Here is a 26,129-nt window from a genome sequence, read left to right as displayed (position 1 = left end):
TTAAACTGGCATTTTCATGACATCGTCATAGGCGGTCAGCAGCTTGTTTCGTACTTGCACAAGAGCAGCAAAAGAAAGACTGGCTTTTTGGCTGGCAACCATGGCACCGACCAAATCATCACTTTTTCCCGTATCTACCGCTGTCATTAAAGCCGATGCTTCTTTGCCTTGCAGATCGACACTGTTGAGTGACTGAGAAATAACATCGGTAAAATTGACAGAATTCGCTTGATTAACCGTCATTGGGTTAGGGGCGATCTGAATATGTTCAAGCGTTTTCATTTGCGCTTGAATTTCGCTCATCTGACTTAATGGCAGATTCATGCTCATCACATTGTCTTGCATGACAGCTCTCGTAATAACGGTTAGGAAAAATTAACGTTTATTGGGACTAAATTTGCATTTTGCCCCGTTAGGATTTTTTCGATATCTAGCCCTTGCTCGCGCATGGTTTGAATTTTATAGCGTAGTGCCCGGGTTGATACCCCTAGCTCTTCTGCCGTCTTGCTGCGATGACCATCAAAACGACGCAGAGTCTCAATGATCGTGTCAAATTCAGCAAGCTTACGGCTTTTTTGTAAGTCAGGCTTAGTGCAAGAGGTCTGTGATTTGCTTGTAGTTTTTACCACACTCAATGAGGCTGATGTCGAAGCGAACGTGCTCCGCTCGCTCGTTATATTTTCAAACGTTGGTAACATCAGATCTTCTTCGCGGATCAAACAACCACGGCTCATGACTAAGGCGCGCTGAATAACATTTTCCAGTTCGCGGACATTGCCCGGCCAATCGTAGCTACACAATACCTTTTGGGCGGCTTTGGTAAACTCCGTGCTCGCTTGCCCTGGCGGCATATGACGACGAAGTAAGTTATTTGCTAACGGAATAATATCGTCTTTGCGATCTTTCAATGACGCGCAATGAAGGGGAAAAACATTCAGGCGATAATACAGATCAGCTCGGAAGCGACCAGCGGCAATGGCTTTTTCTAAGTCTTGATTGGTTGCAGCTAACACATGGATATCAAGCTTAATTTTTTGATGACTACCCAAACGCTCAACTTCACGCTCCTGCAATACCCTTAATAATTTGGTTTGCAGAGCAAGTGGCAACTCACCGATTTCATCCAATAAAAGAGTACCGCCATTGGCTGTCTCTAATTTACCCGCCTGTGCAGAAGTGGCTCCAGTAAACGCCCCTTTGGTATGGCCAAATAAAATTGATTCAATCATAGTTTCTGGAATAGCAGCGCAATTGATGGCAATGAACGGCCCTGCAGCACGCGGAGATGAGTCATGAATGAACTGTGCCAATACCTCTTTGCCACTACCACTTTCACCACTGATCAGAACAGAGGCATCCGTCTGTGCAACACGTTGTGCCAATTGGAACATCTGCTTACTTTTGCACGATTCGGCAACCATGTATTGTTGCTGCTGCGTCTGTACCAAACGTTGGACAAGTTGCGCTAAATGAGTATGACCAAAAGGAATCAACAGGTAATCCATCGCTCCCTGTTGTAAAGCTCGGGTAACTTCCGAAAAGTTTTGAAGTTCAGACAGCACGACAACTGCGCCATGATACCCATGACGCTGAAACAATTTAATCATATCAGCGGCTTCAGTACCGTCACTCAAGCAAGCCGGTAAGAGTAATAAGTCCCAATCCTTTTGAGCCACCAGATTCAGGCAATCAAACACGCAGGTCGTACGTGTCAAATTGTAACCCTTTGCTTTTCCAGTTGATAAAGCTTGTTCAAGCGCAGGATTTTGCGGTTGAAACATCAATACTTGCCACTCATTTATCATTGCACACCTGCCGCAGAGTTCTTGATTAAACGTACCGTGACACGTCGATTTTTCTTTCTCCCATCAGCTAGCGCGTTATCAGCGATTGGATAACGATCGCCATGAGAGCGAATTTGAATCATATTTTGAGGAACACCAAATTCAATCAGTAGTGCAGCCATTTCTTCAGCCCGCTCACGTGAAACTCGTAAATTAACCGTCGATCGTCCTTGGCTGTCTGAATAACCATCAATCAAGACTTTCTTAATTGATCGAATAACTTTCACATACTCAGCTATACCGTATACTGTTCTAACGTCTGATTTAGAAACTAACGTTGAACCTGATGGGTAATAAAATTCAGAAGATCTAACCTGCTGATAGTTGAGTAATATCAAATCGTCTTTACACGAAAGAAATCGTTTTGCCGATAATTCAAAATTTACATTAGAAATAACAAGAGTGTCATTTTTTTGACCCTGCTCGTTTAAACCAACTTTAATCCACTCGCCTTGATCTAAACGTTCAAAAATTTCATCGGCATTATTAAAAATAAGTTCACTGGTCAACAAAGAAAAAGATATATTACCTTGATAGTTAATATTGCTTACTTTTTCAACAGCCCAGAATGCTGGCATTGAATTAACAGAATGCTCACCCGTTAGATTTTTTAGTTCTTTCGATTTTATTTCTAAGCGTGTGCCAACTCCTGCTTCGGCGATTATTTTAACAACACCAAAACCCTCGACATCATGAGAGATAACACACTCAGTTTTATTACCGGAGAATACCCAAGTACTACTATCCAATGGTGATATCCAAACATTATCACCTGCACATACGGTACAAGAAACCACTAGTGCTAATATTGTAATAATGCTTTTTATAACCATTATTTTTCAAAGCCTTAGTCAACAATAAAACCTGTAAAAACGCTGTTTTTTATTTTAAAAAACCTAATTACAACAGAGTGATCAATTAATAGTTTGAATTAATTAATCATTATTTCTTTTTGATGATGTTTATATGCCATCTCAACACTAAACAATAAAACATACTAGAATAAAAAACATACAAAATAGGAGGTGCAACTACCATTATTGTTAGTATTGTTAGTATTGTTGGTTGTTAATAGTATGGCTTTTTCATTCTTATTATTTAGCTGAATAAGAAACCATCCATAACAATATGTCAAGCGTCAATATATTGCGGTAAATACATTGTTAAATATGATAATATTTTGACGGCTTATGTAATGGCATATTTGGATTGACAAACATAGTGGTCAAAAGGTAGTCTCGCCCGCATCATGTGACTTATGCTGAGTTATATTAGTAATCCGTTATATATTTTCTTGTTTTTTAGAGAAAGTCTGTTTTTTTACAAAAATTGAAAAACAAATCAAAAAAATTAACAACTACTACAACTCTAAATAATGCTATTAATATTGTTTATTATTTATCACTTATCATTATTTACGATTACATAGGTTGAATTGCACTCAATTAAAATTTGTACCGTGTTAATAATAGCTATAAGTTTCATATGATTTGTTATTTATCATTATTTACGATTACATAGGTTGAATTACACTCAATTAAAAATTGTATACCGTAAATAATATCCATAGGTTTCGTGTGATGCTGATTCCATATTTTTTATTATTTAAACTCATTATTTAAAATAAGGTCATGATGAAAAAGAGCAAAATCATTTCAAACCTTGATCAGACAGAGGTCCGTGATTTTGATCTCGCAAGTCCTGAACATCGCATTGGCGCATTACAAGCGATCATCGACAATGTTTGCAAGCAATTTGAACGTTCTGCACGACAGTCTTTTCATCACCTTTTACGTCACCCAGTCGAGTTTAGTTTTGATCAACAAGACACCTTAAAATTACAAGACTACTTACAGCAGCTTAAAAAACCCTGTTTATATCGTGAGTTTACGGTTAGCCCACATGATTTACATGGCACCGTTTCAATTGATGGCGAGTTGTTGTTTTTCATGGTCGATCTATTTTTTGGCGGCAACGGTAATAACATCCGCCGCAACAACGATATGAGTGATACTGAGTTACGTCTAGTTAAGCGCTTTTTCAATCTAGCACTAGAACAATTTGCACATGGTTGGCACAGCATTACCAGCTGGAATAACCACTTGACCGAAAAGAATACGCTTCGACTTGGCAACCCAATGCAAAATAATCAGTTGTATCAGGTTTGTCGTTTTACGATTGATGTTTGCGGTCATAAAGGCTGGTTTGAGATCGCCTTACCCTTTGCTGGGTTAGACTTTTTACGCGATCAACAATGTAAAACCACTGACGTAGAAACAGATCCGGAGCTTCAAGCAAAAATCCAAACCAAAATTTGTCAAACTCCAATGCGATTAACCACCACGTTATGTGAGCGTAATTTAGCTCTGGGAAAAGTTATGGATTTAAAAACAGGCGATATTATTCCCGTGGAACTGCCCAATGAAGTAACAGTAAGAGCTGGAAAAACATCGCTATTTACAGCACGAATTGCCGAACACAACGCAAGTTTAGTGCTTCAAATTCAAAGCATTATCAAGCAGTAATAGGAACCAGTATGTCTGAAAAAAATAATGATTTGAGTCTTGATTTGGATGATCTGGGTGATCTGGATTTAGGTACTTTGGGCCAAGTCCAGGCCCCTGAAGCCACATCATCACAAGACATGAACTTCATTCGTAATATTCCGGTTAACCTGACACTTGAAGTAGCCAGTACAGAGTTAATGGTGGGTGATTTGATGAATATCGGTTTAGGAACAGTTATCGAGTTAGATAAAATCAGTGGCGAAGCCATGGATGTCAAAGTGAATGGTACCCTACTCGGCCACGCTGAAGTCGTTATTGTGAATAATAAATATGGCCTGCGCTTGGTGAGTGTTGTTGATGATAACGACATGCTAAAAGGTTTAACCAAGTAATGCGCTTGCTCGGAATATTGCTGGCACTCCTGTTATTTAGTCATTCAGCTTTTGCACAAGACCTCCCTCTTTTGACCATCAATGGCCCTAACGGCCAAGAGGAATATAGCGTCAAGCTGCAAATATTCCTGCTTATGACCGCGCTGGCATTTTTGCCTGCGATGTTATTGATGACGACCAGTTTTACCCGCATCATCATTGTACTCGGTATTTTGCGCCAAGCGATGGGCTTACAGCAAAGCCCCCCGAACCGAGTATTGGTTGGTATTGCACTAACATTATCACTGTTTATTATGCGACCAGTGATCCACAATATTTACGACAATGCCGTTGTACCTTACCAGAATGGTGAAATGACGATGTTCGAGGCAGCTAAAGTGGCTGAACAACCATTGCGTCAGTTTATGCTACAGCAGACCCGAGAAACCGATTTAGAACAAATATTACGAATTGCAGATGAACCAGCACCAGATAGTGTTGATGACCTAGACTTCTTGCTCGTAATGCCAGCCTTCATTCTGAGTGAATTAAAAACAGCCTTTCAAATTGGTTTTATGTTATTCATTCCATTTTTGATCATCGATATGGTCGTTGCCAGTGTCTTAATGGCGATGGGTATGATGATGCTATCACCCTTGATTATCTCATTACCGTTTAAGCTAATGGTATTTGTGATGGTCGATGGTTGGTCGATGACCGTGGGTACATTAAGTGCGAGTTTTGGCTAATTATGAATTCTGAATTTGTCGCGACTTTTTTTGGTGATGCGTTAATGATCATTGTAAGCATGGTTTGTGTATTAATTATACCAAGCCTGCTGGTTGGCTTGGTGGTCAGTATTTTCCAAGCGGCAACCCAGATCAATGAACAAACCCTCAGTTTTTTACCTCGCCTACTGATGACGTTTGCCATGCTCGGCTTTGCTGGCCCGTGGTTATTGCGCACGTTAAGCGATCTATTCGCACGCTTATTTTTAAACATCCCTCACCTAATCGGCTAAGACATGCTTGATGTTTCCGCGGCTCAGCTTACCGCTTGGCTAGGCCAAATCTGGTGGCCCTTTTTTCGTTTAGGTGCCGCCATGCTAATGATGCCAGTCTTTGGTGGTTCAACCATTCCTACTCAAGTTCGAGTTGGGCTGGCGTTTTGTATCAGCCTTCTTGCAGCACCCCTGATGCCCCCCATGCCTAGTGTTGATCCCTTATCGCTAGATGCATTAATACTGGGTGCCCAGCAAATGATTATTGGCGGTATCATGGGACTAATGCTGGAATTACTCTTTGGGGTATTTACCACGATGGGGCAGATCTTATCAATGCAAATGGGGTTAGGCATGGCGATGAGCAATGACCCGATTAATGGCGTTAGCATTCCAACACTTGGTAAATACTACCAGCTCTACATATTGCTGTTGTTTCTCGCGCTAGACGGTCATTTAGTGGCACTCGATGTGGTCGTGCAAAGCTTTAAGGTGTGGCCCGTTGGCGAAATGCCGAGCCAAGATGCACTGTATTCCGTGGTAATGCGGTTAGGCTGGCTGATTGCGGCTGCCTTTCTATTAGCACTTCCCGCTGTATGCGCGATGCTACTGGTTAACGGTGCTTTCGGCATGATGAACCGCGCCGCTCCTCAGCTAAATGTTTTTGCACTCGGCTTTCCGATGACCATGCTACTCGGTCTGATGTGCCTGCTCATCACGACTTCAAGTATTCCGGAAAACTTCACTCGCTTATGCAGTGAAACATTGGCCATGATGGCGAACTTGGAGACAGTTCAACCATGAGCGAGAACAGTAGCCAAGATAAAACTGAACAGCCCAGTCAGCAGAAGCTCCGCAAAGCCCGCGAAGAAGGTAACCTTCCGCGCTCAAAAGAGTTGGTTACAGCCCTGATGACCTTAGGTGCAGCATTACTGTTAAGTGCTTTTTCCAGTGATTTAGCGCATATGTTTGACGAAATCGCCACCTTGAACCTGGCACTTCCCAAAGAAGCGGCATTTGAACCTGAGTTCATGTTAAAGCATCTGTCATTCAGCTTAACATCGATGATATTTACCATCAGTCCCATTTTTGGGCTGCTGTTACTGGTCACTATTTTGGCCAACATTATTCGAGGTGGGTGGAATGTTTCTGTCACTGCCGCCCAACCTAAATTTTCAAAAATGAACCCTATATCGGGGATCAAAAAAATGTTTTCAACCAAATCGCTCGTCGAACTGATTAAAAGCATTCTAAAAGTCAGCCTGATTGGCGGTACTTTATATTGGCTACTGAGCAACCACCTGACACAAATTATTGCCCTGCAACGCTTACCGATGACCGAAGCGATTTTGCAAACAATCGATATTTTATGGCAGGGGTTATTTAGTTTTGGCTTAGCACTGCTGCTGATTGCGGTATTAGAGTTACCGTATGCAGGCTGGGACTACACCAAGCAGCTCAAGATGACTAAGCAGGAAGTAAAAGAAGAGCATAAAAACAGCGAAGGTAAGCCAGAGGTCAAAGCCAAGATCAGACAACTACAGCAACAAATGTCGCAACGGCAAATGCATAAAACCGTGCCACAAGCAGACGTAGTGATCACTAACCCAACCCATTATGCTATTGCTTTAAAATACGATTTAGATAAAGCCAGCGCCCCTTTTGTTTTGGCTAAAGGTACCGATCAGATGGCACTGGAGATACGGAAAATTGCTCGTCATCACAATTGCCCGATCGTCGAAATTCCGGCTCTGACACGTGCTGTTTATTATTCGACAAATGAATGGCAGGAAATTCCAGCCCCCTTATATGTCGCCGTTGCCCATATACTGACTTTTGTCTTTCAGATGGAACAATACAAGCAGGGTCGACAACCTAGTAAACCTGAATTCCCACAGGTCTCTATTCCCAAAGAATTGCACCGCTAATTGGAACTGAGCATCAATGAAACAGAAACTAGCCCCACTACTAACGCTATTAGCTAAAGGACAACTGGGGATCCCATTGGTCCTTATGATCATATTGGCGATGGTCATGCTGCCTATCCCACCGTTGGTGCTGGATATGTTGTTTACCTTCAATATCGTACTTTCACTGCTCGTGATGCTGGTTAGCGTATACAGTAAGCGATCTCTTGATTTCTCGGTATTCCCGAGCATCTTGCTGATTGCTACCTTGCTACGTCTGGCACTGAACGTTGCCTCTACCCGCGTGGTTTTGTTGAACGGTCAGAACGGGGGCGATGCTGCCGGTAAAGTGATCCAAGCCTTTGGTGATGTGGTGATCGGCGGTAACTATGTTGTCGGTATGGTGGTCTTTGTCATCTTGATAATCATTAACTTTGTAGTGGTTACCAAAGGTGGAGAGCGTATTTCCGAAGTAAGTGCCCGCTTTACTCTTGATGCGATGCCAGGTAAGCAGATGGCCATCGATGCGGACTTAAATGCCGGTATTATCGATCACCTTCAAGCTAAACAACGCCGTGAAGATGTTGCACAAGAAGCCGATTTCTATGGTTCGATGGATGGTGCGTCAAAGTTTGTTCGAGGTGATGCTATTGCCGGGATGCTAATCCTGTTTATTAACATCATCGGTGGTATCAGCATTGGTGTGTTCGAATACGGACTATCATTTTCTGACGCCTTCCAAACCTATGCGTTATTAACCATTGGTGATGGTCTTGTCGCCCAGATCCCATCATTGTTATTGGCAACTGCGGCTGCCATCATTGTTACCCGCGTCACTGACAGTAACGACCTGTCACAGCAAATCAGTAAGCAGATGCTAGCATCGCCAGTCGTACTGTTTGTGGTAGCGGGCATCATGTTAATTCTGGGTTTAATCCCAGGTATGCCCCACCTCGCATTCTTATGTTTTTCTGCCGCAGTGGCTTTTACTGGCTGGCGACTGACAAAAAAAGAACACTCAACAAATAATGACGATGACCTAGTCCGTGCCGAAGAGATTGTTGAGCAACACGGCCAACCAGAAAATAAAGAACTGATTGTTAGTGATATCCCCCTTGTTCATGCCTTGAGCTTAAATGTCGGCTTTCGCTTAGTAAGCTTAATTGATCGCCGTCAGGGGGCTGAGCTGCTAAGCCGCTTAGTCGGTATCCGTAAGACATTAACGGAACAACGTGGCTTTGTGATCCCGAAAATTCATGTCAAAGATGATCTGGCATTAGAAGCAAGCCAGTACCAAATTGCAGTGAGAGGCGCGACAATTGTCCAGGCCGAGCTTGAAATAGATCGCCTACTGGCAATTAACCCCGGCCAAGTGTATGGCAATGTCGATGGCATTCTCACCAAAGACCCGGCTTATGGCATGGAAGCAGTCTGGATCGCGGCGCAAGAAAAAGACAAAGCGGTAAATCTTGGCTATACCGTGGTTGATCATGCAACCATTATCTCGACCCATGTCAGCAAGGTAATTAATGATTACATTGAAGACATTCTTAGCCCCGAAGAAGTTGCGGGAATTATTGAACGCCTTGCGACACTGAACAGTAAGTTAGCTGACGATCTGCAACAAAAATTGACCGCTCAACAATTACTGCGTGTATTCCGTCAGTTAACCGTTGATGGCGTATCACTGTCTGACATTGTCAGCATTGCAAATTCAATGGTCGAGTCAGCAGAACTATCCAAAGATCCAATTTTATTAGCTGCAGATGTTCGTTGTATTTTACGCCGCGTACTGCTCAATAATTTAATTGGCATGAAAACCGAAGTCCCTGCCGTTACTCTTTCTTCGGAATTAGAAAATATGCTACTAGGGGCATTAAGCCAAGCGCAATCAGGAGGACACGTCCAGTTAGACGGCTTTGCCTTAGAGCCAACGGTGATTGATAAATTACAACGCAGCTTACCTGAAGTATTAGACAACATGCGCATTAATGGCCACACCCCAATCTTATTGGTGTTGCCACAATTGCGCCCACTGCTAGCCCGTTATTCAAGGGTCTGTGCGCGTGGTCTGCAGGTCTTATCGTTTAATGAAATTCCTGATGACAGAGGCGTTGCTGTAGTTGGTAATATGGGATAATCCCAGAAGAGTTTGAAATTTAAGCAATAAAAAACGCCACTATCAAAGTGGCGTTTTGCGCTGTTACGAGGCTAAAACCGAACGTTCTACACGTCTAAATTCGCCACTTTTAATGCATTTTCTTCAATGAAGTTACGACGAGGTTCTACTTGATCACCCATTAGTGTGGTGAACAACTCATCAGCTGCAACAGCATCGTTAATCGTTACTTGTAGCATACGACGAGATTCAGGATCCATTGTCGTTTCCCACAACTGTTCAGGGTTCATCTCACCCAGACCTTTGTAACGCTGAAGGTATACACCACGGCGAGATTCTTTAATCAACCAATCTAAGCCTTCTTTAAAGCTTGAAATCGATTGTTTACGCTCGCCACGTTGCACGTAAGCATTTTCTTCTATTAAGCCATTTAACGCTTCAGAAAGATCAGCTAACTTGCTGTACTCTCGTGAATTTAGAAGGTCATAGCTTAGCGTGTAATCGTATTCAACGCCGTGTGTACGTACAATCACTTGCGGTAAGAAAACATTGTTTTCTTCATCACGCTGAATAGCAAAGCTGTATTGGCTTTCACCAGATTGCTTTTCATTCAACGCTGCAACTAACGGTGTAGCCCACGCTTCGATTGCAGTTTCATCACTCAGCATTTCGGTAGAAAGACGAGGTTGGTATGCAAACTCATTTAACATCAGTAATGGATAACGACGACTCATGCGCTCAATCAGCTTCATGCCGGCATTATATTGCTTCACTAATTCTTCTAGTGCTAAACCAGTAATAGCTGGTGCACCTTCAGTTGCAAACAATGATGCGTTATCTAATGCTAGAGACACTTGGTATTGATCCATGTCTTCATCATCTTTGATGTATTGCTCTTGCTTACCTTTCTTCACCTTGTAAAGCGGTGGCTGAGCAATATAGATGTGACCACGTTCAATCAGCTCTGGCATTTGACGGTAGAAGAATGTCAATAACAGCGTACGGATGTGAGAACCATCGACATCGGCATCCGTCATGATGATGATGTTGTGGTAACGCAATTTGTCAGGGTTATATTCATCACGTCCGATACCACAACCCATTGCGGTAATCAGTGTGGCCACTTCTTGAGAAGATAGCATCTTATCAAAACGTGCTTTTTCTACGTTAAGAATTTTACCTTTAAGCGGTAAGATTGCCTGATTTTTACGGTTACGTCCCTGCTTGGCTGAACCGCCAGCAGAGTCCCCTTCCACTATGTATAATTCAGATAGTGCAGGATCTTTTTCTTGGCAATCAGCCAATTTACCCGGCAAACCAGCAAGATCAAGAGCACCTTTACGACGTGTCATTTCACGTGCTTTACGCGCAGCTTCACGTGCACGAGATGCATCAATAATTTTACTACAAACAATTTTAGCGTCTGATGGATTCTCTAATAAGAACTCACTCAGTTTTTCATTCATTGCTGATTCAACAGCAGGTTTCACTTCGCTTGATACCAGTTTGTCTTTGGTTTGGCTTGAAAACTTTGGATCCGGTACTTTAACGGAAACAACAGCCGTTAGGCCTTCACGCGCATCATCACCTGATGTCGAAGTCTTTTCTTTTTTAGAATAGCCTTCTTTATCCATAAACGTATTTAACGTACGCGTTAACGCGCCACGGAAACCCGCTAAGTGACTACCACCATCACGCTGTGGGATGTTGTTAGTGAAACAATAGATGCCTTCTTGGAAACCATCGTTCCACTGCATAGCAACTTCAACCGAAATGCCATCTTCACGTTCAAAGTCAAAATGGAACACTTTCGAGTGAATTGGTGTTTTGTTGCGGTTCAAGTGTTCAACAAACGCCTTGATACCACCTTCATACATGAAGTGGTCTTGCTTGCCTTCTTCACGCTCGTCAATCAAGCGAATAGATACGCCAGAGTTAAGGAACGATAACTCACGAAGACGCTTAGCCAGAATCTCATAGTGGAAAACAACATTGGTAAATGTATCTTCACTTGGCCAGAAACGAATACGCGTACCCGTTTTGTCTGTCTCACCGATCGCTTCAAGTGGCTTATCTGGCACACCGTGGTGATAGATTTGGTGATGAATCGAGCCATGACGATTAATCGTTAGCTCTACCTTTTCAGATAGCGCATTCACAACAGAGACACCTACACCGTGTAGGCCGCCAGATACTTTGTATGAGTTATCATCAAATTTACCACCCGCGTGCAGTACCGTCATGATTACTTCAGCGGCAGATACACCTTCTTCTTCATGAATATCGGTTGGAATACCACGTCCGTCATCACTGACAGAAACAGAGTTATCCTCGTGGATTGTGATAATAATGTCTTCACAGTGACCAGCAAGAGCTTCATCGATAGAGTTATCGACGACCTCAAACACCATATGGTGCAAACCAGTACCGTCATCAGTATCGCCAATATACATCCCTGGGCGCTTACGTACGGCATCAAGGCCTTTAAGCACTTTAATGCTTGATGAATCGTAATTGTTGGACATTGAGTTACTCTCGCTTTAATTATCCTGCGGTTATTTTACCGTGTTCCACATGAAACATCTTGCCATTTTCATCATGCATATCTGCAATTTGTTCATCACTGATCGCACTAATGAAAACCTGGGCGTTGGTTTCTTTTAACCGTTGCGCTAACAGCGCACGCCTATGGCTATCCAGCTCGGAAGCAAAATCATCAAGAAGGTAAATACACTGTTTGCCCGTTGCTTCTGTTAGATGAAGTCCTTGCGCTAAACGCAATGCGCATACCATCAGTTTAAGTTGTCCACGCGACAACACATCTTCAACAGGCGTACCAGCCACCTTCATTCGTAAATCAGCCTTATGCGGACCATTTACGGTATAGCCAAGCTGGCAATCACGCTCAAAATTGCGTTTTAGCAGCTCAGCATAAGGGGTTTCTTTTTCCCAACCACGGTAATAAGACAACTGGATTTCATACTCAGGTAAAAAACCTTGGCAGATTTCAGCCGCTTTTTGTTTTACCGCAATAAGGTATTCGTCTCGCCATACACTGATTTCTTCAGCTAACACTGCTAACTCTTGATCCCAATAACTGAGTTCACGGTAGCTGCGTGCTGTTTTTAACAGTGCATTGCGCTGTTTGGTGAGTCGCTTAATACGGCTCCAAGCATTATAGAACTTCGGCTCTATATGAAACACACCCCAATCAATAAAAGATCGACGATATTTCGGCCCACCAATCAAAAGCTCAAACCCTTCAGGTGTGATCAATTGCAGGGGCAATACTTGGGCTAATTGCGATAGCTTTTGACCGCTTTCACCAGAGACTTTCACTTCCGTTGTGCCATCACGTTTTTTATTGATGCCCAGCGGAAGTTCTAATTGATTGTCAGTCAGTACTCGTCCATGAATAAACAACTCTTGTTGCTCATGACGAATAACACGACTGGTAAGGTGGCTTCGGAACGAACGGCCATGCCCCAGATAATGGATAGCTTCCAATACACTGGTTTTTCCACTGCCATTCGCACCAACCAAAAAATTAAAGCGTGGTGACAAAGCTAAGTCACACGCTTCAATATTTCTGAAATCTTTAACGATTAAACGAGTAAGTGCCATTTTTTATAATCTAATTGGCATCACAACATACATCGCTTCATCATTGGCGCAATCTTCAACTAATGCACTGGCATTAGCATCGGTTAGCGACAAACGTACTTGGTCACATTTTAAGGTGTTAAGCACATCCAATACATAGCTAACGTTAAAACCGATTTCTAAGTCATCCCCTTGATAATCGACATCAAGAAACTCTTCCGCTTCTTCTTGCTCAGGGTTATTAGCCGTTATACGCATTTCACCTTTTGACAAGTTAACGCGCACACCTCGGAATTTTTCGTTTGATAAGATCGCAGCACGTGAAAACGCTTTACGTAATTCGTCACAACTCGCTTCAACAAACTTATTGCTACTTTGTGGCATAACACGACGGTAATCAGGAAAACGCCCATCCACTAGCTTCGAGGTGAATACAAAATTATTCACGGTTGCTCGGATGTTCGAATTACCAATTTGGATATCAACCATTGCTTCGGCGTTGTCTAGCAAGCGTACCAATTCCAATACGCCTTTACGCGGCACAATGATCTGCTTAGTTGCCAGCTCTTGCGCTAAGTCGATCGCGCATACAGCCATACGGTGGCCATCTGTTGCTACCGAGCGCAAATGGCTACCATCGGTTTCAAACAACATGCCATTCAAGTAGTAGCGTACGTCTTGATGTGCCATTGAAAACTGCGTGCTCTGGATAAGCTGGCTCATGCGACCTTGCGGTAGCGTGAATTCAACATCACTCTGCCAATCTTCGATATTAGGAAAATCAGCGGCAGGCAACGTCGATAGTGAGTAACGACTACGACCGGAACGGATTAGAATGCGATCGCCTTCAAGTGTAACGGCAATCTTAGCGCTATCAGGCAAGCCACGACAGATATCGAGAAACTTACGGGAGGGCACAGTCACGGCACCAATTTCAAAATCAGCTTCTAGTGCTAATTTTGCAATCAGTTCGACTTCTAAATCGGTTCCTGTCATCGACAGGTATCCCTCTTCCACTTTAAGCAGAATGTTACCTAAGATAGGTAAAGAAGGACGACCGCCTAAAGCACCAGATACCTGCTGCAAAGGCTTTAATAAATGTTCGCGTTCGACGGTAAATTTCATATCAGGTCGATAATGTTCTTATTAGGTTTGAATAATCTTCTTTTATATCGTGGCTTTCTTCACGCAACTGCACTATTTTTCGGCAAGCATGTAAGACAGTGGTGTGATCTCGACCACCAAAAGCATCACCGATTTCAGGAAGACTGTGATTAGTTAATTCTTTAGCCAATGCCATCGCCATTTGACGCGGTCGCGCCACGGAACGTGAACGACGCTTCGACAGCATGTCTGACATCTTTATTTTATAGTATTCAGCAACAGTCTTCTGAATATTATCAATGGTAACAAGCTTTTCTTGCAGCGCGAGTAAATCACGTAAGGCTTCACGCACAAAATCTATCGTAATTGCACGACCAGTAAAGTTGGCATTAGCGATAACACGATTCAATGCGCCTTCAAGCTCACGTACGTTTGAACGTAAACGCTTAGCAATAAAGAAGGCCACTTCATCGGGCAGTCGAATATTATGATTTTCTGCTTTCTTCATTAAGATAGCGACCCGAGTTTCTAACTCTGGTGGCTCAATCGCAACAGTTAATCCCCAACCAAAACGTGATTTCAAACGATCTTCTACCCCATTGATTTCTCTAGGATAACGGTCGGATGTCAAAATGATCTGTTGGTTACCTTCAAGCAAGGCATTAAAGGTATGAAAAAATTCTTCTTGTGAACGTTCTTTATTAGCAAAGAATTGAATGTCATCAATCAATAATGCATCGACACTGCGGTAATAACGCTTAAATTCTTCAATGGCGTTATTTTGCAGTGCTTTCACCATATCTTGTACAAAGCGCTCAGAGTGCATGTAAACCACGCGCGCATTGGGTTTACGATCAGCAATCGCATTGCCGACCGCATGTAATAAGTGCGTTTTACCTAAACCCGTGCCTCCATAAAGAAACAATGGGTTATACGCAGCACCAGGATTATCAGACACTTGACGACAAGCAGCTAAACCCAGTTGATTCGATTTACCTTCAACAAAATTATTAAAATTATGTTTAGGATTCACATTCGAACGATAGCCTGATTTCGATTCAGGTTGTACGGGTGATGGTGCAGGCTCCCATGAGCGTGATGGAGCATCATCTTGCAATATTTGCGTTGCAGGTGATGGCTTTGGCGCTAACATCACTGCCGGTGCGGCAGGTGCGATGGTTTGAGAAGGTGGCACAACAACTTGTCGGCTGCCCACTTCAAAACGCAAGATCGGTATATCCGTCCCACAGAATTCATTCAGTAGACGGTTAATATTATTAAGGTACTTATCCCTTACCCAATCGAGAACAAAACGATTAGGAGCAAAAAGGGTCAGCGTATTATCGTTTAACTCAGCTTGTAGGGGGCGAACCCACATGCTGAATTCTGTTGCTGGTAGCTCTTCTTGAAGACGTTGAAGGCACTGCAACCATAGCGAAGATGACAAGTTCGACTCCACACTGAGTAACAAAACACAAAAAGGGATGTAATTTTATACCTGCTGGCTCTGGATCACCAGCAAAGAGATCGCAGATCCAGTGAATAAGATCAGACTTATTCACATAAACTGCACAGTCAAGCATTGGATCAACACAATTTACCCAGATATTACCCACAATACTATTAACACTGGGCTAAGATCCACTAGACCTAACCCAAGGTTATGTAAAATAACTCTAAGTTATTTAAAAAAACCAAAGTCTACCAAGTAGGATGGCAGAAATAGATAATGATGTAAGCCATACATGGAGTAAGCAGGATGAAAAGCTGGATAAAGACAACATTTACAGCGGTAGCACTAACTTTAGCAGCAAGCCAAACAGTAATGGCGGCAACAGATGTGAAAGTTGGTATGTCAGGACGCTATTTCCCTTTCACTTTTGTAAAAATGGATCAACTTCAAGGTTTTGAAGTCGATTTATGGGATGAAATCGGCAAACGTAACGATTATAACGTTGAGTACGTTACCGCCAGCTTCTCTGGTTTATTTGGCTTACTAGAAACAGGCCGTATTGATACCATTTCAAACCAAATCACCATTACACCCGAACGCCAAGCTAAATTCTTTTTTGCTGAACCTTATGTTATCGATGGCGCACAACTGGTAGTACGTAAAGGTAATACCGAGATTAAATCGACAGCTGATCTTGCAGATAAAACCGTCGGGGTTAACTTAGGTTCTAATTACGAGCAACTATTACGTCAACTTGATAATGCCGCGCAAATCAACATCAAAACCTACGATGCGGGTATCGAGCACGACGTCGCTTTAGGCCGCACCGATGCATTTGTAATGGATCGCCTTTCTTCAATTGAATTGATCAAAAAAGCGAATTTACCACTAGAATTAGCAGGACAACCATTTGAGACAATTGAAAATGCGTGGCCTTTTTTGAAAGATGAAAAAGGCGAGAAGCTACGTAATGAAGTCAATACCGCGCTAAACGCAATGCGTGAAGATGGCACATTGGCTGACATTTCAATTAAATGGTTTGATACTGATATCACCAAGTAAAATATAAAGAAGTTAAGCTTCGATACATTTTACCTCAAAACAAGGCTCACCAATGGTGAGTCTTTGTGTCTCTGACAACATCTACAATCAACGGACAAGTAGCCATCATGGGTTTCGATTTCAACTATATGCTCTCTCTGATGCCAATCTTGATGAAGTACCTTGGTACAACACTATCGATGGCAGTATGGGGACTCGGATTTGCACTAATTATCTCGATAACACTGGCATTAGTACGAGTTTATAAACTGCCAGTATTAAACCAACTGAGCCAACTTTACATCAGTTTCTTTCGCGGAACCCCCTTGCTTGTGCAATTGTTCCTGCTTTATTACGGCTTGCCTCAAGTCTTTCCTATATTTATTGGTTTGGATGCTTTCAGTGCATCAGTTATCGGATTGAGCTTACACTTTGCTGCCTATATGGCAGAGAGCATTCGAGCGGCCATAATTGGGGTAGATCGCAGCCAACGGGAAGCAAGCCTTGCCATTGGCATGACCGAAATGCAGGCAATGCGTCGTATTATTTTACCGCAAGCCACTCGCATCGCTTTACCGTCTTTAATGAATTATTTTATCGACATGATTAAATCAACCTCACTCGCCTTCACGCTTGGGGTCGCTGAAATTATGGCAAAAGCACAAATGGAAGCGTCTTCCAGCTTTAAATTTTTTGAAGCATTTTTGGCTGTTGCCTTTATTTATTGGGGATTAGTGCTTGTACTAACGCAAGTACAAAACTGGGCTGAAGCAAAACTCAACAAGGCGTATGTACGATGATTGATATAAAAAAACTCACCAAACGCTTTGGCGATAGCACTGTCTTTTCAGATCTGGATTTAACGATCACCAAGGGTGAAATTGTGGTGGTGATTGGCCCTTCAGGCACCGGAAAATCCACGTTATTGCGCTGTATTAATTTTTTAGAGACCGCTAATCAAGGAAAAATCACCATTGATGACGTGACGGTTGATACAACTCAAGCCAAAAAGAACGATATTTTAGCGTTACGACGTAAAACAGGCTTTGTTTTTCAAAATTATGCGTTATTTGCTCATTTAACGGCGCGGCAAAACGTGGCAGAAGGCTTAATCACCGTAAAAGGCTGGAAAAAAGACGAAGCCTACCAACGAGCTCAGCAAATTCTTGATGATATTGGGCTTGGTGATAAAGGAGATGCCTTTCCGGCAGCACTTTCTGGTGGTCAGCAGCAACGAGTGGGGATCGGACGCGCAATGGCATTAGAAGCCGAACTATTGCTATTTGATGAGCCGACATCCGCTTTAGACCCTGAATGGGTCGGTGAAGTACTTACATTAATGAAAAAATTAGCAACCCGTCATCAAACCATGTTAGTGGTTACTCACGAAATGCAATTTGCACGCGAAGTTGCTGATAGAGTGATCTTTATGGCCGATGGTGAATTCGTCGAACAAGGCAAACCAGAGCAGATCTTCACCACTCCAAACGATCTAAGATTAAAAAAGTTCTTAAATCAGGTCGGGATCAACGAAGGATCCTTGCGCTCTGGCTCACAAAAAGTATAATTCACCGCCCATACGACAATATGGGCATAATTATTGACTCTTTGGCAGTCAGTGATTACAATTCCGCCTCTTTGTTAGAGGTCGAGGATATTTTTATATCCGAAACTAAATAACAAACTTAAAAACTGATCAGTTAATTTAAGGTAATACCAATGAAACGCACTTTTCAACCTTCAGTTCTAAAGCGCAAGCGCAGCCACGGCTTTCGTGCTCGCATGGCAACTAAGAACGGTCGCGCAACAATCAATGCACGTCGTGCAAAAGGCCGTAAGCGCCTTTCTAAATAATCTCTGATTATTTTGAATAAGCTAGCCTTCTCTCGGGAGTTACGTTTGTTAACTCCCGAGCATTATAAAAAAGTCTTCCAGCAAGCTCATCGTGCTGGCTCTCCTCATTTAACTATTCTAGCCCGTCCTAACGACCTCAATCATCCTCGTCTTGGTCTTGCTGTTCCCAAAAAACAAATTAAAACTGCCCCAGGTAGAAACCGTTTCAAACGTATTGTTCGAGAAAGTTTCCGCTTAAAGCAACATGATTTGCCAGCAAACGATTTCGTCGTGATTGCAAAGAAAAGTGCCAGTGAGTTGAGCAACGAAGAGTTATTTAAGTTGTTGGATAAATTATGGCATCGCCTGTCTCGCCCTTCGCGTGGCTAGCCATCCGGCTGGTCCGCCTTTACCAACTGATAATAAGTCCGCTACTTGGACCGCGTTGTCGTTTTACTCCTACATGTTCTCAATATGCTATTGAAGCAATAAAAATGCATGGAGTCGTAAAAGGTTGTTGGTTCGCGGCGAAACGTCTATTAAGATGTCACCCTTTAAACAACGGTGGTTTTGACCCCGTTCCGCCAACCAAGCATAACGACAGAGATAATTAACGATGGATTCCCAACGCAATATTCTGTTAATTGCCCTACTGTTTGTCTCTTTCCTACTGTTCCAACAGTGGAATATGGACAACAGCCCACAGCCGCAAGGCCAGGGTACAGAGCAACAAGTTAACAATAGTGGTGATGTCCCTTCACATTCAGGTGATGGTCAACCAATTCCTGATCAAGAAACAACATCTAAAGACTTAATCACTATCAATACCGATGTACTGGCTCTTTCTGTCGATACGCTAGGTGGTGATGTTACTGAAGCTAAGTTATTAGCTTACGATAACGAATTAGATTCAGCTGACCCATTCATTCTTCTTAAGGACGAACCAGGTCTCAGCTACATCGCACAATCAGGTCTAATCGGTGCTAATGGTATTGATTCGGCTAACGGTCGTGCACAATTAGCTGTAACAGCAAAAGATTTTACGCTGGCTGATGGCCAAGACGAACTACGTGTACCAATGACATACGTAAAAGATGGCATTACATACACCAAAACATTCGTACTTAAACGCGGCAGCTACGCTGTTGATGTTGAATACACCATTGATAACCAATCTGCTTCTGCAGCAAGTGTACAAATGTATGCGCAGCTTCGTCAGAACCTGATGGACGATGGTGGTAGCCTTACGATGCCGACGTACCGTGGTGGCGCATATTCAACTGATACAACTAACTATAAGAAGTACAGCTTCGATGACATGCAGGATAAAAGCCTGAACATGACAACGACGAACGGCTGGGCAGCAATGCTACAACACTACTTCGTATCGGCTTGGATTCCACGTTCAGAAGAAGCATCAAACCTATTTACTCGTGCTAGCAATGGCCTGGGTTACATCGGCGTGCGTCTTCCAACCACAACAATTGCCGCTGGCACAGAGCAAACCCTTACAGCAACACTTTGGGTTGGCCCTAAGCTACAAAAAGAAATGGAAGCAACTGCAGCGAACCTAAACCTAACGGTTGATTACGGTTGGTTATGGTTTATCGCAAGCCCGTTACATAAACTACTGTCGTTCATCCAAGGCATCGTAGGTAACTGGGGTATCGCGATTATGATGCTTACTTTCATCGTTCGTGGTGCGATGTACCCGCTAACTAAAGCGCAGTACACCTCAATGGCTAAAATGCGCATGCTTCAGCCTAAGCTGACTGCAATGCGTGAGCGTCTAGGCGATGACCGCCAGCGCATGAGCCAAGAAATGATGGAACTGTACAAAAAAGAGAAAGTGAACCCACTGGGTGGCTGTCTTCCAATTGTATTGCAGATGCCAATTTTCATTGCATTGTACTGGTCACTGATGGAATCAGTTGAACTGCGTCACTCACCATTCTTCGGTTGGATTCACGACTTGTCAGCACAAGACCCGTACTACATCCTGCCATTGCTAATGGGTGTGTCGATGTTCATGATTCAGAAAATGAGCCCGACAACTGTAACGGATCCTATGCAGCAGAAGATCATGACATTTATGCCTGTTATGTTCACATTCTTCTTCCTATTTTTCCCATCCGGTCTCGTTCTATACTGGTTAGTATCGAACGTAGTTACCTTGCTCCAGCAAACGTTAATTTATCGTTCTCTGGAAAAGAAAGGTCTACACAGCAAGTAGCATGACCAGCTAAGTTATCGAAAGGCGGCCTAAGGGTCGCCTTTTTTATTGGGCCATTAGTCATAATCCCCTCTTTCCATCTATATTCAAAGCTATTGCCATTATGCGGTGAGTCAGCAATTACTGGGCTTTCCTACCGACTCTGTTTACAATTGCTGCGAATTTTTTAAGCTAAGCCAAAGATATGAACGAACATACTGATACCATCGTTGCTCAAGCTACACCTCCTGGTCGAGGTGGTGTAGGCATCATTCGCGTTTCAGGTCCAAAGGCTAAAGAGGTTGCTCTTGCTGTTGCTGGTCGTGAATTAAAAACTCGTTACGCCGAATATCTCCCTTTTAAAAATGAAGATGGCAGCGCTCTGGATCAGGGCATCGCACTCTTTTTTAAAGGTCCTAACTCCTTCACAGGTGAAGACGTTCTTGAATTACAAGGGCATGGCGGCCCTGTACTAATGGATATGATGATTCGTCGTATCCTAAAGCTTGATGGCATTCGCCCTGCACGCCCAGGTGAGTTCTCTGAACGCGCCTTCATGAACGATAAGCTTGATTTAACCCAAGCAGAGGCTATTGCAGACTTAATTGATGCCAGTTCAGAAGAAGCGGCTAAAAGTGCCTTCAAATCTCTTCAAGGAGCATTTTCAACCAAAGTGAATGAATTGGTGGAAGCCGTTATTCATCTACGTATTTATGTTGAAGCTGCGATCGACTTTCCAGAAGAAGAAATCGATTTCTTATCAGATGGAAAAGTGAGTAATGACTTACACGGCATCATCGATAATCTTGAAGCTGTACGCCGTGAAGCGAACCAAGGTTCAATTATTCGCGAAGGGATGAAGGTGGTTATTGCTGGTCGCCCTAATGCAGGTAAGTCGAGCTTGCTAAATGCATTATCAGGCAAAGATTCCGCGATTGTTACCGATATTGCCGGCACTACACGTGATGTGCTACGTGAACACATCCACATCGATGGTATGCCATTGCACATCATCGATACCGCCGGTTTACGGGAAGCATCTGATGAAGTGGAACGCATTGGTATTGAACGAGCTTGGGAAGAAATTCAACAAGCAGATCGCGTATTGTTCATGGTTGATGGCACCACAACCAACGACACCGATCCGAAAGATATCTGGCCAGATTTTATTGAACGCCTACCAGAAAGCATGGGCTTAACCGTTATTCGCAATAAAGTGGAATTAACGGGTGAAGATGCAGGGATTTGCCATGTCAACAACCCTACTCTTGTTCGTCTATCAGCCCGTACAGGTGAAGGCATTGATAGCCTACGTGAACATTTAAAAGAATGTATGGGCTTCTCAGGTACAACTGAAGGGGGCTTTATGGCACGTCGTCGTCACCTCGAAGCACTGGAACAAGCCGCTCAGCACTTAGAAATAGGTAAAGAACAGCTAGAAGGTTTTATGGCTGGCGAAATACTGGCAGAAGAACTTCGTCTTGCTCAGCAACATTTAAGTGAGATCACCGGTGAGTTCACCTCTGATGATCTTCTAGGAAGGATCTTTACTTCTTTCTGTATCGGTAAGTAATTCGATCATGCTCTGATCATATCCATAGGGTATTTATTGCCCTGTGGATGCTTTTCTCCATACGTTTATTCTCTCAATTCCCTACATTTAGTCTCTTTTATCTCCCTCACTAAACAGTACAATCAAGGTCATTATCTCCAATACTGAGGACAGTATGAGCAATATAACCTTAATCACAGGCAGCACCTTAGGTGGCGCTGAGTACGTCGCTGACCATTTATCAGAGCTATTAGAGCAAGATGGCCATAGTACTGAAGTCATTAATCACGCTAATTTAAGTGAACTCAATACCAATTCAATCTGGTTATTCGTCTGTTCAACCCATGGTGCGGGTGATTTCCCAGACAATATTCAGCCCTTTATTAGTCAGCTCACAGCGCAAAAACCAGATTTATCAGCCCTGAAATATGGCGTAATAGGCTTGGGTGATAGTAGCTACGATACGTTCTGCGCAGCGGGAATTAACATCGATAATTTACTTAATTCTCTCCATGCAATGAAGCTTGGTGAGCGATTAGACGTCGATATTTCACAACACTCTGTGCCTGAAGATGCCGCTGAAAGTTGGTTCGTTGAGTGGAAAAAACACCTTTGTAGTAAAAATTAGCTTCAAAACTACCCAATATTTAGGCTAATTTGAAACTATTTTCTGTGGATAACTATAGATCTAAACGGTGATCAACCCATAGTTATCCATTGAATAACTTTATCCCCACTCTACCCCTGTGCATAAGTAGCTATTTTGATCCCAGCTAATCCTTATGATGATCAAAGCTACTCCACAACTAATGATCTACAGTAACACTATGATCATTAGGATCATTTATCGGTTATCCACACGATCGGGCGATCCTAATAATAGATCTAATAGAAGATCTCTAAATAAGATCTTATATATAATAAGCAAACCACTTTTTGCTGATCAAATGATCTTCACTAAAGATTCTTTCTTCATCAGAAAAAGGATAGAATAATCCCCCTTTTGCTCGTAGTAACTCACAGGCTCTTTGATTACCTGAGGTAGTTTCATGTTTTACCAGGAAAATTTTGATGTCATCGTTGTTGGTGGGGGTCATGCCGGCACTGAAGCTGCATTAGCCGCAGCCAGAATGGGACAAAAAACCTTACTTTTGACACATAACATCGACACGTTAGGTCAAATGTCTTGTAACCCAGCAATTGGCGGGATCGGGAAAGGACACCTGGTTAAAGAAGTGGATGCCCTTGGCGGTTTGATGGCCAAAGCCACCGACAAAGGCGGGATCCAATTTAGAACGTTAAATTCGTCAAAAGGTCCAGCTGTTCGTGCCACTCGTGCACAAGCAGACCGTGCACTTTACAAAGCAGCTGTACGTGAAGCACTTGAAAATCAACCAAATTTAATGCTTTTTCAACAAGCTGTTGATGATTTGATCGTTGAGAATGATCGTGTTATCGGTGTTGTTACTGAAATGGGATTAAAATTTCGGGCTACGTCGGTTGTATTAACCGTGGGTACATTCCTTGGTGGTAAGATCCACATTGGATTGGAAAATTACAGCGGCGGTCGTGCAGGTGATCCACCTTCGATCGCATTGGCATCACGTCTGCGTGAGTTACCTTTCCGCGTTGATCGTTTAAAAACAGGTACGCCACCACGGATTGATGCTAGAACGGTCGACTTTAGCCGTCTTCAAGCGCAACACGGTGATAATCCAATCCCGACTTTTTCGTTTATGGGCAAAACGTCGGATCATCCACGTCAGATCCCATGTTATATCACCTACACAAACGAAAAAACGCACGATGTTATTCGCAATAATCTAGATCGTAGCCCAATGTATTCTGGGGTGATTGAAGGTATCGGCCCGCGTTACTGCCCGTCAATTGAAGATAAAGTCATGCGTTTTGCTGACAAAAATAGTCATCAAATCTTCATTGAACCAGAAGGGTTAACGACTCACGAATTATATCCAAACGGTATTTCAACCAGTTTACCGTTTGATGTTCAGATACAAATTGTCCGTTCAATGGATGGTTTTGAAAATGCTGCCATCATGCGTCCTGGTTATGCGATTGAATATGATTTCTTTGATCCTCGTGATTTAAAGCAAACATTTGAAACTAAGTTTATCGACGGTTTATTCTTTGCTGGTCAAATAAATGGTACAACCGGCTACGAAGAAGCGGCTGCACAAGGTTTACTTGCTGGCATGAATGCTGCCCTTCAGTCACAAGGCAAAGAAGGTTGGTGTCCTCGTCGTGATCAGGCCTACATGGGCGTATTGATTGATGACTTGTCTACCATGGGTACCAAAGAACCGTACCGTATGTTTACATCTCGCGCGGAATACCGTTTGTTGCTGCGTGAAGACAATGCTGATTTACGTTTGACTGAAATTGGTCGTGAATTTGGTTTAGTGGATGATGATCGTTGGGCTCGATTTAATCAAAAAGTTGAGAATATCGAACAAGAACGTCAGCGTTTAAAAGATATTTGGATCAACCCAAACTCGGATCATGTTGATGAAATCAATAAGATCCTTAAAACACCGATTGCACGAGAAGCTAATGGCGAAGATCTTTTACGTCGCCCTGAGATAACGTATAAATTATTAACGCAACTTGAAGACTTTTCACCTGCTCATATTGATACACAAGCCAGCGAGCAAGTTGAAACTCAGGTGAAATATCAGGGTTACATTGATCGTCAGAAAGACGAAGTTGAAAAGTCACTGCGTCATGAAACCACAAAATTACCATTCGATTTGGAATACAGCCTTGTTAAAGGCTTATCAAATGAAGTCATTGTTAAATTAAACGATGCGAAACCAGAAACAATTGGTATGGCTTCTCGTATTTCAGGTATTACCCCTGCTGCAATCTCTTTGCTGCTGGTCTACTTGAAAAAGCACGGTATGCTGAAAAAAGGCGAATAGGAATTATCAATGAAACAACGTTTAGTGCAGTTAATCGCACAAACTGAATTGCAAGTCACAGAACAACAAGTTCAACAGCTTGTCGGTTATGTAGAACTGCTGCATAAATGGAATAAAGCGTACAATCTAACATCAGTGCGCGATCCTAATGAGATGTTAGTGAAACATATCATGGATAGTATTGTGGTAAGTGCTCACCTTCAGGGGGAGAACTTCATTGATGTTGGTACGGGGCCTGGTTTACCGGGGATTCCGTTAGCGATTATGTGTCCAGAGAAAAACTTTACGCTGCTTGATAGCTTGGGTAAGCGCATTCGTTTTATCAAACAAGTTGTTCATGAGCTGAAGATTACCAATGTAACCCCAGTGCAAAGCCGTGTTGAAGAATTCCAACCAGAGCAAGGTTTTGATGGAGTGATCAGCCGTGCATTTGCATCAATGAATGATATGGTATCTTGGTGTCACCATTTACCAGCGGAAAATGGACATTTTCTGGCTTTAAAGGGTCAATTTAGTGAACAGGAAGTGGCAGAGTTACCTGAGTGGTGTTCTGTGACTGAAGTCAAATCTTTGCAAATCCCTGAGTTAGAAGGGGAGCGTCATTTAGTAATCTTGACTGCAAAAGAATAAAGGATGAGGTTTTT

The 26,129-nt window shown here is 42.8% G+C and carries 25 protein-coding genes; 18 read left to right on the top strand and 7 right to left on the bottom strand.

Annotation, left to right across the window (positions count from 1 at the left end; all coding sequences use genetic code 11):
- The 3 genes from fliE to C9J47_RS24145 are packed head-to-tail and all read right to left on the bottom strand — an operon-like array spanning position 1 to position 2,677.
- Positions 1-345, bottom strand: coding sequence for a flagellar hook-basal body complex protein FliE (gene fliE / locus C9J47_RS24155; RefSeq protein WP_107256192.1), 345 nt, complete (start codon positions 343-345; stop codon positions 1-3).
- Between the two features lie 20 nt (positions 346-365).
- Positions 366-1,805 carry a sigma-54 dependent transcriptional regulator gene (locus tag C9J47_RS24150; protein ID WP_245903604.1) on the bottom strand — a complete coding sequence of 480 codons (1,440 nt, stop codon included), beginning with the start codon at positions 1,803-1,805 and terminating at the stop codon, positions 366-368.
- On the bottom strand, positions 1,802-2,677 hold the full coding sequence (locus C9J47_RS24145) for a MotY family protein (RefSeq protein ID WP_107256190.1): 876 nt from the start codon (positions 2,675-2,677) through the stop codon (positions 1,802-1,804). The genes C9J47_RS24150 and C9J47_RS24145 overlap by 4 nt, the downstream gene beginning before the upstream one ends.
- Before the next feature lie 801 nt (positions 2,678-3,478).
- Between C9J47_RS24145 and C9J47_RS24140 the strand changes: the two genes are divergently transcribed.
- The 7 genes from C9J47_RS24140 to flhA are packed head-to-tail and all read left to right on the top strand — an operon-like array spanning position 3,479 to position 9,769.
- The gene (locus C9J47_RS24140) at positions 3,479-4,369 is read left to right on the top strand and encodes a FliM/FliN family flagellar motor switch protein (RefSeq protein ID WP_107256188.1); all 891 of its coding nucleotides are present in this window, start codon (positions 3,479-3,481) and stop codon (positions 4,367-4,369) included.
- An 11-nt stretch (positions 4,370-4,380) separates the two neighbouring features.
- Positions 4,381-4,743, top strand: a complete 363-nt coding sequence (gene fliN / locus C9J47_RS24135; protein ID WP_107256186.1) for a flagellar motor switch protein FliN — start codon at positions 4,381-4,383, stop codon at positions 4,741-4,743.
- Positions 4,743-5,471 carry a flagellar type III secretion system pore protein FliP gene (gene fliP, locus C9J47_RS24130; protein ID WP_107256184.1) on the top strand — a complete coding sequence of 243 codons (729 nt, stop codon included), beginning with the start codon at positions 4,743-4,745 and terminating at the stop codon, positions 5,469-5,471. Before fliN ends, fliP begins: the two co-directional genes overlap by 1 nt.
- Positions 5,472-5,473: 2 nt before the next feature.
- Positions 5,474-5,743: a flagellar biosynthesis protein FliQ gene (fliQ, locus tag C9J47_RS24125; RefSeq protein WP_107256182.1), complete on the top strand. Its 270-nt coding sequence runs from the start codon at positions 5,474-5,476 to the stop codon at positions 5,741-5,743.
- A gap of 3 nt (positions 5,744-5,746) precedes the next feature.
- Positions 5,747-6,526, top strand: a complete 780-nt coding sequence (gene fliR, locus C9J47_RS24120; protein WP_107256180.1) for a flagellar biosynthetic protein FliR — start codon at positions 5,747-5,749, stop codon at positions 6,524-6,526.
- On the top strand, positions 6,523-7,650 hold the full coding sequence (gene flhB, locus C9J47_RS24115) for a flagellar biosynthesis protein FlhB (protein ID WP_107256177.1): 1,128 nt from the start codon (positions 6,523-6,525) through the stop codon (positions 7,648-7,650). The genes fliR and flhB overlap by 4 nt, the downstream gene beginning before the upstream one ends.
- A 16-nt stretch (positions 7,651-7,666) precedes the next feature.
- On the top strand, positions 7,667-9,769 hold the full coding sequence (gene flhA, locus C9J47_RS24110) for a flagellar biosynthesis protein FlhA (RefSeq protein ID WP_107256175.1): 2,103 nt from the start codon (positions 7,667-7,669) through the stop codon (positions 9,767-9,769).
- Positions 9,770-9,855: 86 nt separating this feature from the next.
- Here flhA and gyrB read toward each other — a convergent pair whose 3' ends face one another.
- The 4 genes from gyrB to dnaA are packed head-to-tail and all read right to left on the bottom strand — an operon-like array spanning position 9,856 to position 15,902.
- Complete coding sequence (gene gyrB / locus C9J47_RS24105; protein WP_107256173.1) at positions 9,856-12,273, bottom strand: DNA topoisomerase (ATP-hydrolyzing) subunit B; 2,418 nt, start codon at positions 12,271-12,273, stop codon at positions 9,856-9,858.
- Between the two features lie 19 nt (positions 12,274-12,292).
- The gene (gene recF, locus C9J47_RS24100) at positions 12,293-13,372 is read right to left on the bottom strand and encodes a DNA replication/repair protein RecF (protein WP_107256171.1); all 1,080 of its coding nucleotides are present in this window, start codon (positions 13,370-13,372) and stop codon (positions 12,293-12,295) included.
- Between the two features lie 3 nt (positions 13,373-13,375).
- Positions 13,376-14,476 (bottom strand): DNA polymerase III subunit beta, encoded by a 1,101-nt coding sequence (dnaN, locus tag C9J47_RS24095; RefSeq protein WP_107256169.1) that lies wholly within the window; start codon positions 14,474-14,476, stop codon positions 13,376-13,378.
- 1 nt (position 14,477) lies between these two features.
- Positions 14,478-15,902 (bottom strand): chromosomal replication initiator protein DnaA, encoded by a 1,425-nt coding sequence (dnaA, locus tag C9J47_RS24090; RefSeq protein ID WP_107256167.1) that lies wholly within the window; start codon positions 15,900-15,902, stop codon positions 14,478-14,480.
- Positions 15,903-16,214: 312 nt separating this feature from the next.
- Here dnaA and C9J47_RS24080 point away from each other — a divergent pair, with 312 nt between their 5' ends.
- The 11 genes from C9J47_RS24080 (at position 16,215) to rsmG (ending at position 26,115) form a co-directional block, all read left to right on the top strand.
- Entirely contained in the window at positions 16,215-16,970 is a 756-nt protein-coding gene (locus tag C9J47_RS24080; RefSeq protein ID WP_107255760.1) for an amino acid ABC transporter substrate-binding protein, read from the top strand.
- 107 nt (positions 16,971-17,077) lie between these two features.
- Positions 17,078-17,749, top strand: a complete 672-nt coding sequence (locus C9J47_RS24075) for an amino acid ABC transporter permease (RefSeq protein ID WP_107256291.1) — start codon at positions 17,078-17,080, stop codon at positions 17,747-17,749.
- The gene (locus tag C9J47_RS24070; protein WP_107255759.1) at positions 17,746-18,516 is read left to right on the top strand and encodes an amino acid ABC transporter ATP-binding protein; all 771 of its coding nucleotides are present in this window, start codon (positions 17,746-17,748) and stop codon (positions 18,514-18,516) included. The genes C9J47_RS24075 and C9J47_RS24070 overlap by 4 nt, the downstream gene beginning before the upstream one ends.
- 152 nt (positions 18,517-18,668) lie before the next feature.
- Positions 18,669-18,803 (top strand): 50S ribosomal protein L34, encoded by a 135-nt coding sequence (gene rpmH, locus C9J47_RS24065; protein ID WP_006233350.1) that lies wholly within the window; start codon positions 18,669-18,671, stop codon positions 18,801-18,803.
- A gap of 12 nt (positions 18,804-18,815) precedes the next feature.
- Complete coding sequence (rnpA, locus tag C9J47_RS24060) at positions 18,816-19,172, top strand: ribonuclease P protein component (RefSeq protein WP_107243619.1); 357 nt, start codon at positions 18,816-18,818, stop codon at positions 19,170-19,172.
- The gene (gene yidD / locus C9J47_RS24055) at positions 19,139-19,396 is read left to right on the top strand and encodes a membrane protein insertion efficiency factor YidD (protein ID WP_006233352.1); all 258 of its coding nucleotides are present in this window, start codon (positions 19,139-19,141) and stop codon (positions 19,394-19,396) included. Before rnpA ends, yidD begins: the two co-directional genes overlap by 34 nt.
- A 2-nt stretch (positions 19,397-19,398) precedes the next feature.
- A complete protein-coding gene (gene yidC / locus C9J47_RS24050) occupies positions 19,399-21,015 on the top strand; it encodes a membrane protein insertase YidC (RefSeq protein WP_107255758.1) in 1,617 nt (538 codons plus the stop codon).
- Between the two features lie 184 nt (positions 21,016-21,199).
- Entirely contained in the window at positions 21,200-22,567 is a 1,368-nt protein-coding gene (gene mnmE, locus C9J47_RS24045; protein ID WP_107255757.1) for a tRNA uridine-5-carboxymethylaminomethyl(34) synthesis GTPase MnmE, read from the top strand.
- Positions 22,568-22,721: 154 nt separating this feature from the next.
- Positions 22,722-23,174 carry an FMN-binding protein MioC gene (mioC, locus tag C9J47_RS24040; protein ID WP_107255756.1) on the top strand — a complete coding sequence of 151 codons (453 nt, stop codon included), beginning with the start codon at positions 22,722-22,724 and terminating at the stop codon, positions 23,172-23,174.
- Between the two features lie 421 nt (positions 23,175-23,595).
- Complete coding sequence (mnmG, locus tag C9J47_RS24035) at positions 23,596-25,485, top strand: tRNA uridine-5-carboxymethylaminomethyl(34) synthesis enzyme MnmG (RefSeq protein WP_107255755.1); 1,890 nt, start codon at positions 23,596-23,598, stop codon at positions 25,483-25,485.
- A 9-nt stretch (positions 25,486-25,494) separates the two neighbouring features.
- On the top strand, positions 25,495-26,115 hold the full coding sequence (gene rsmG, locus C9J47_RS24030; RefSeq protein ID WP_107255754.1) for a 16S rRNA (guanine(527)-N(7))-methyltransferase RsmG: 621 nt from the start codon (positions 25,495-25,497) through the stop codon (positions 26,113-26,115).
- Positions 26,116-26,129: the final 14 nt, after the last annotated feature.

Source organism: Photobacterium indicum (assembly GCF_003026215.1).
Taxonomy (GTDB): domain Bacteria; phylum Pseudomonadota; class Gammaproteobacteria; order Enterobacterales; family Vibrionaceae; genus Photobacterium; species Photobacterium indicum.
Note: the sequence above shows the minus strand (reverse complement) of the source record. Positions and strands in the feature narration are given on the sequence as shown.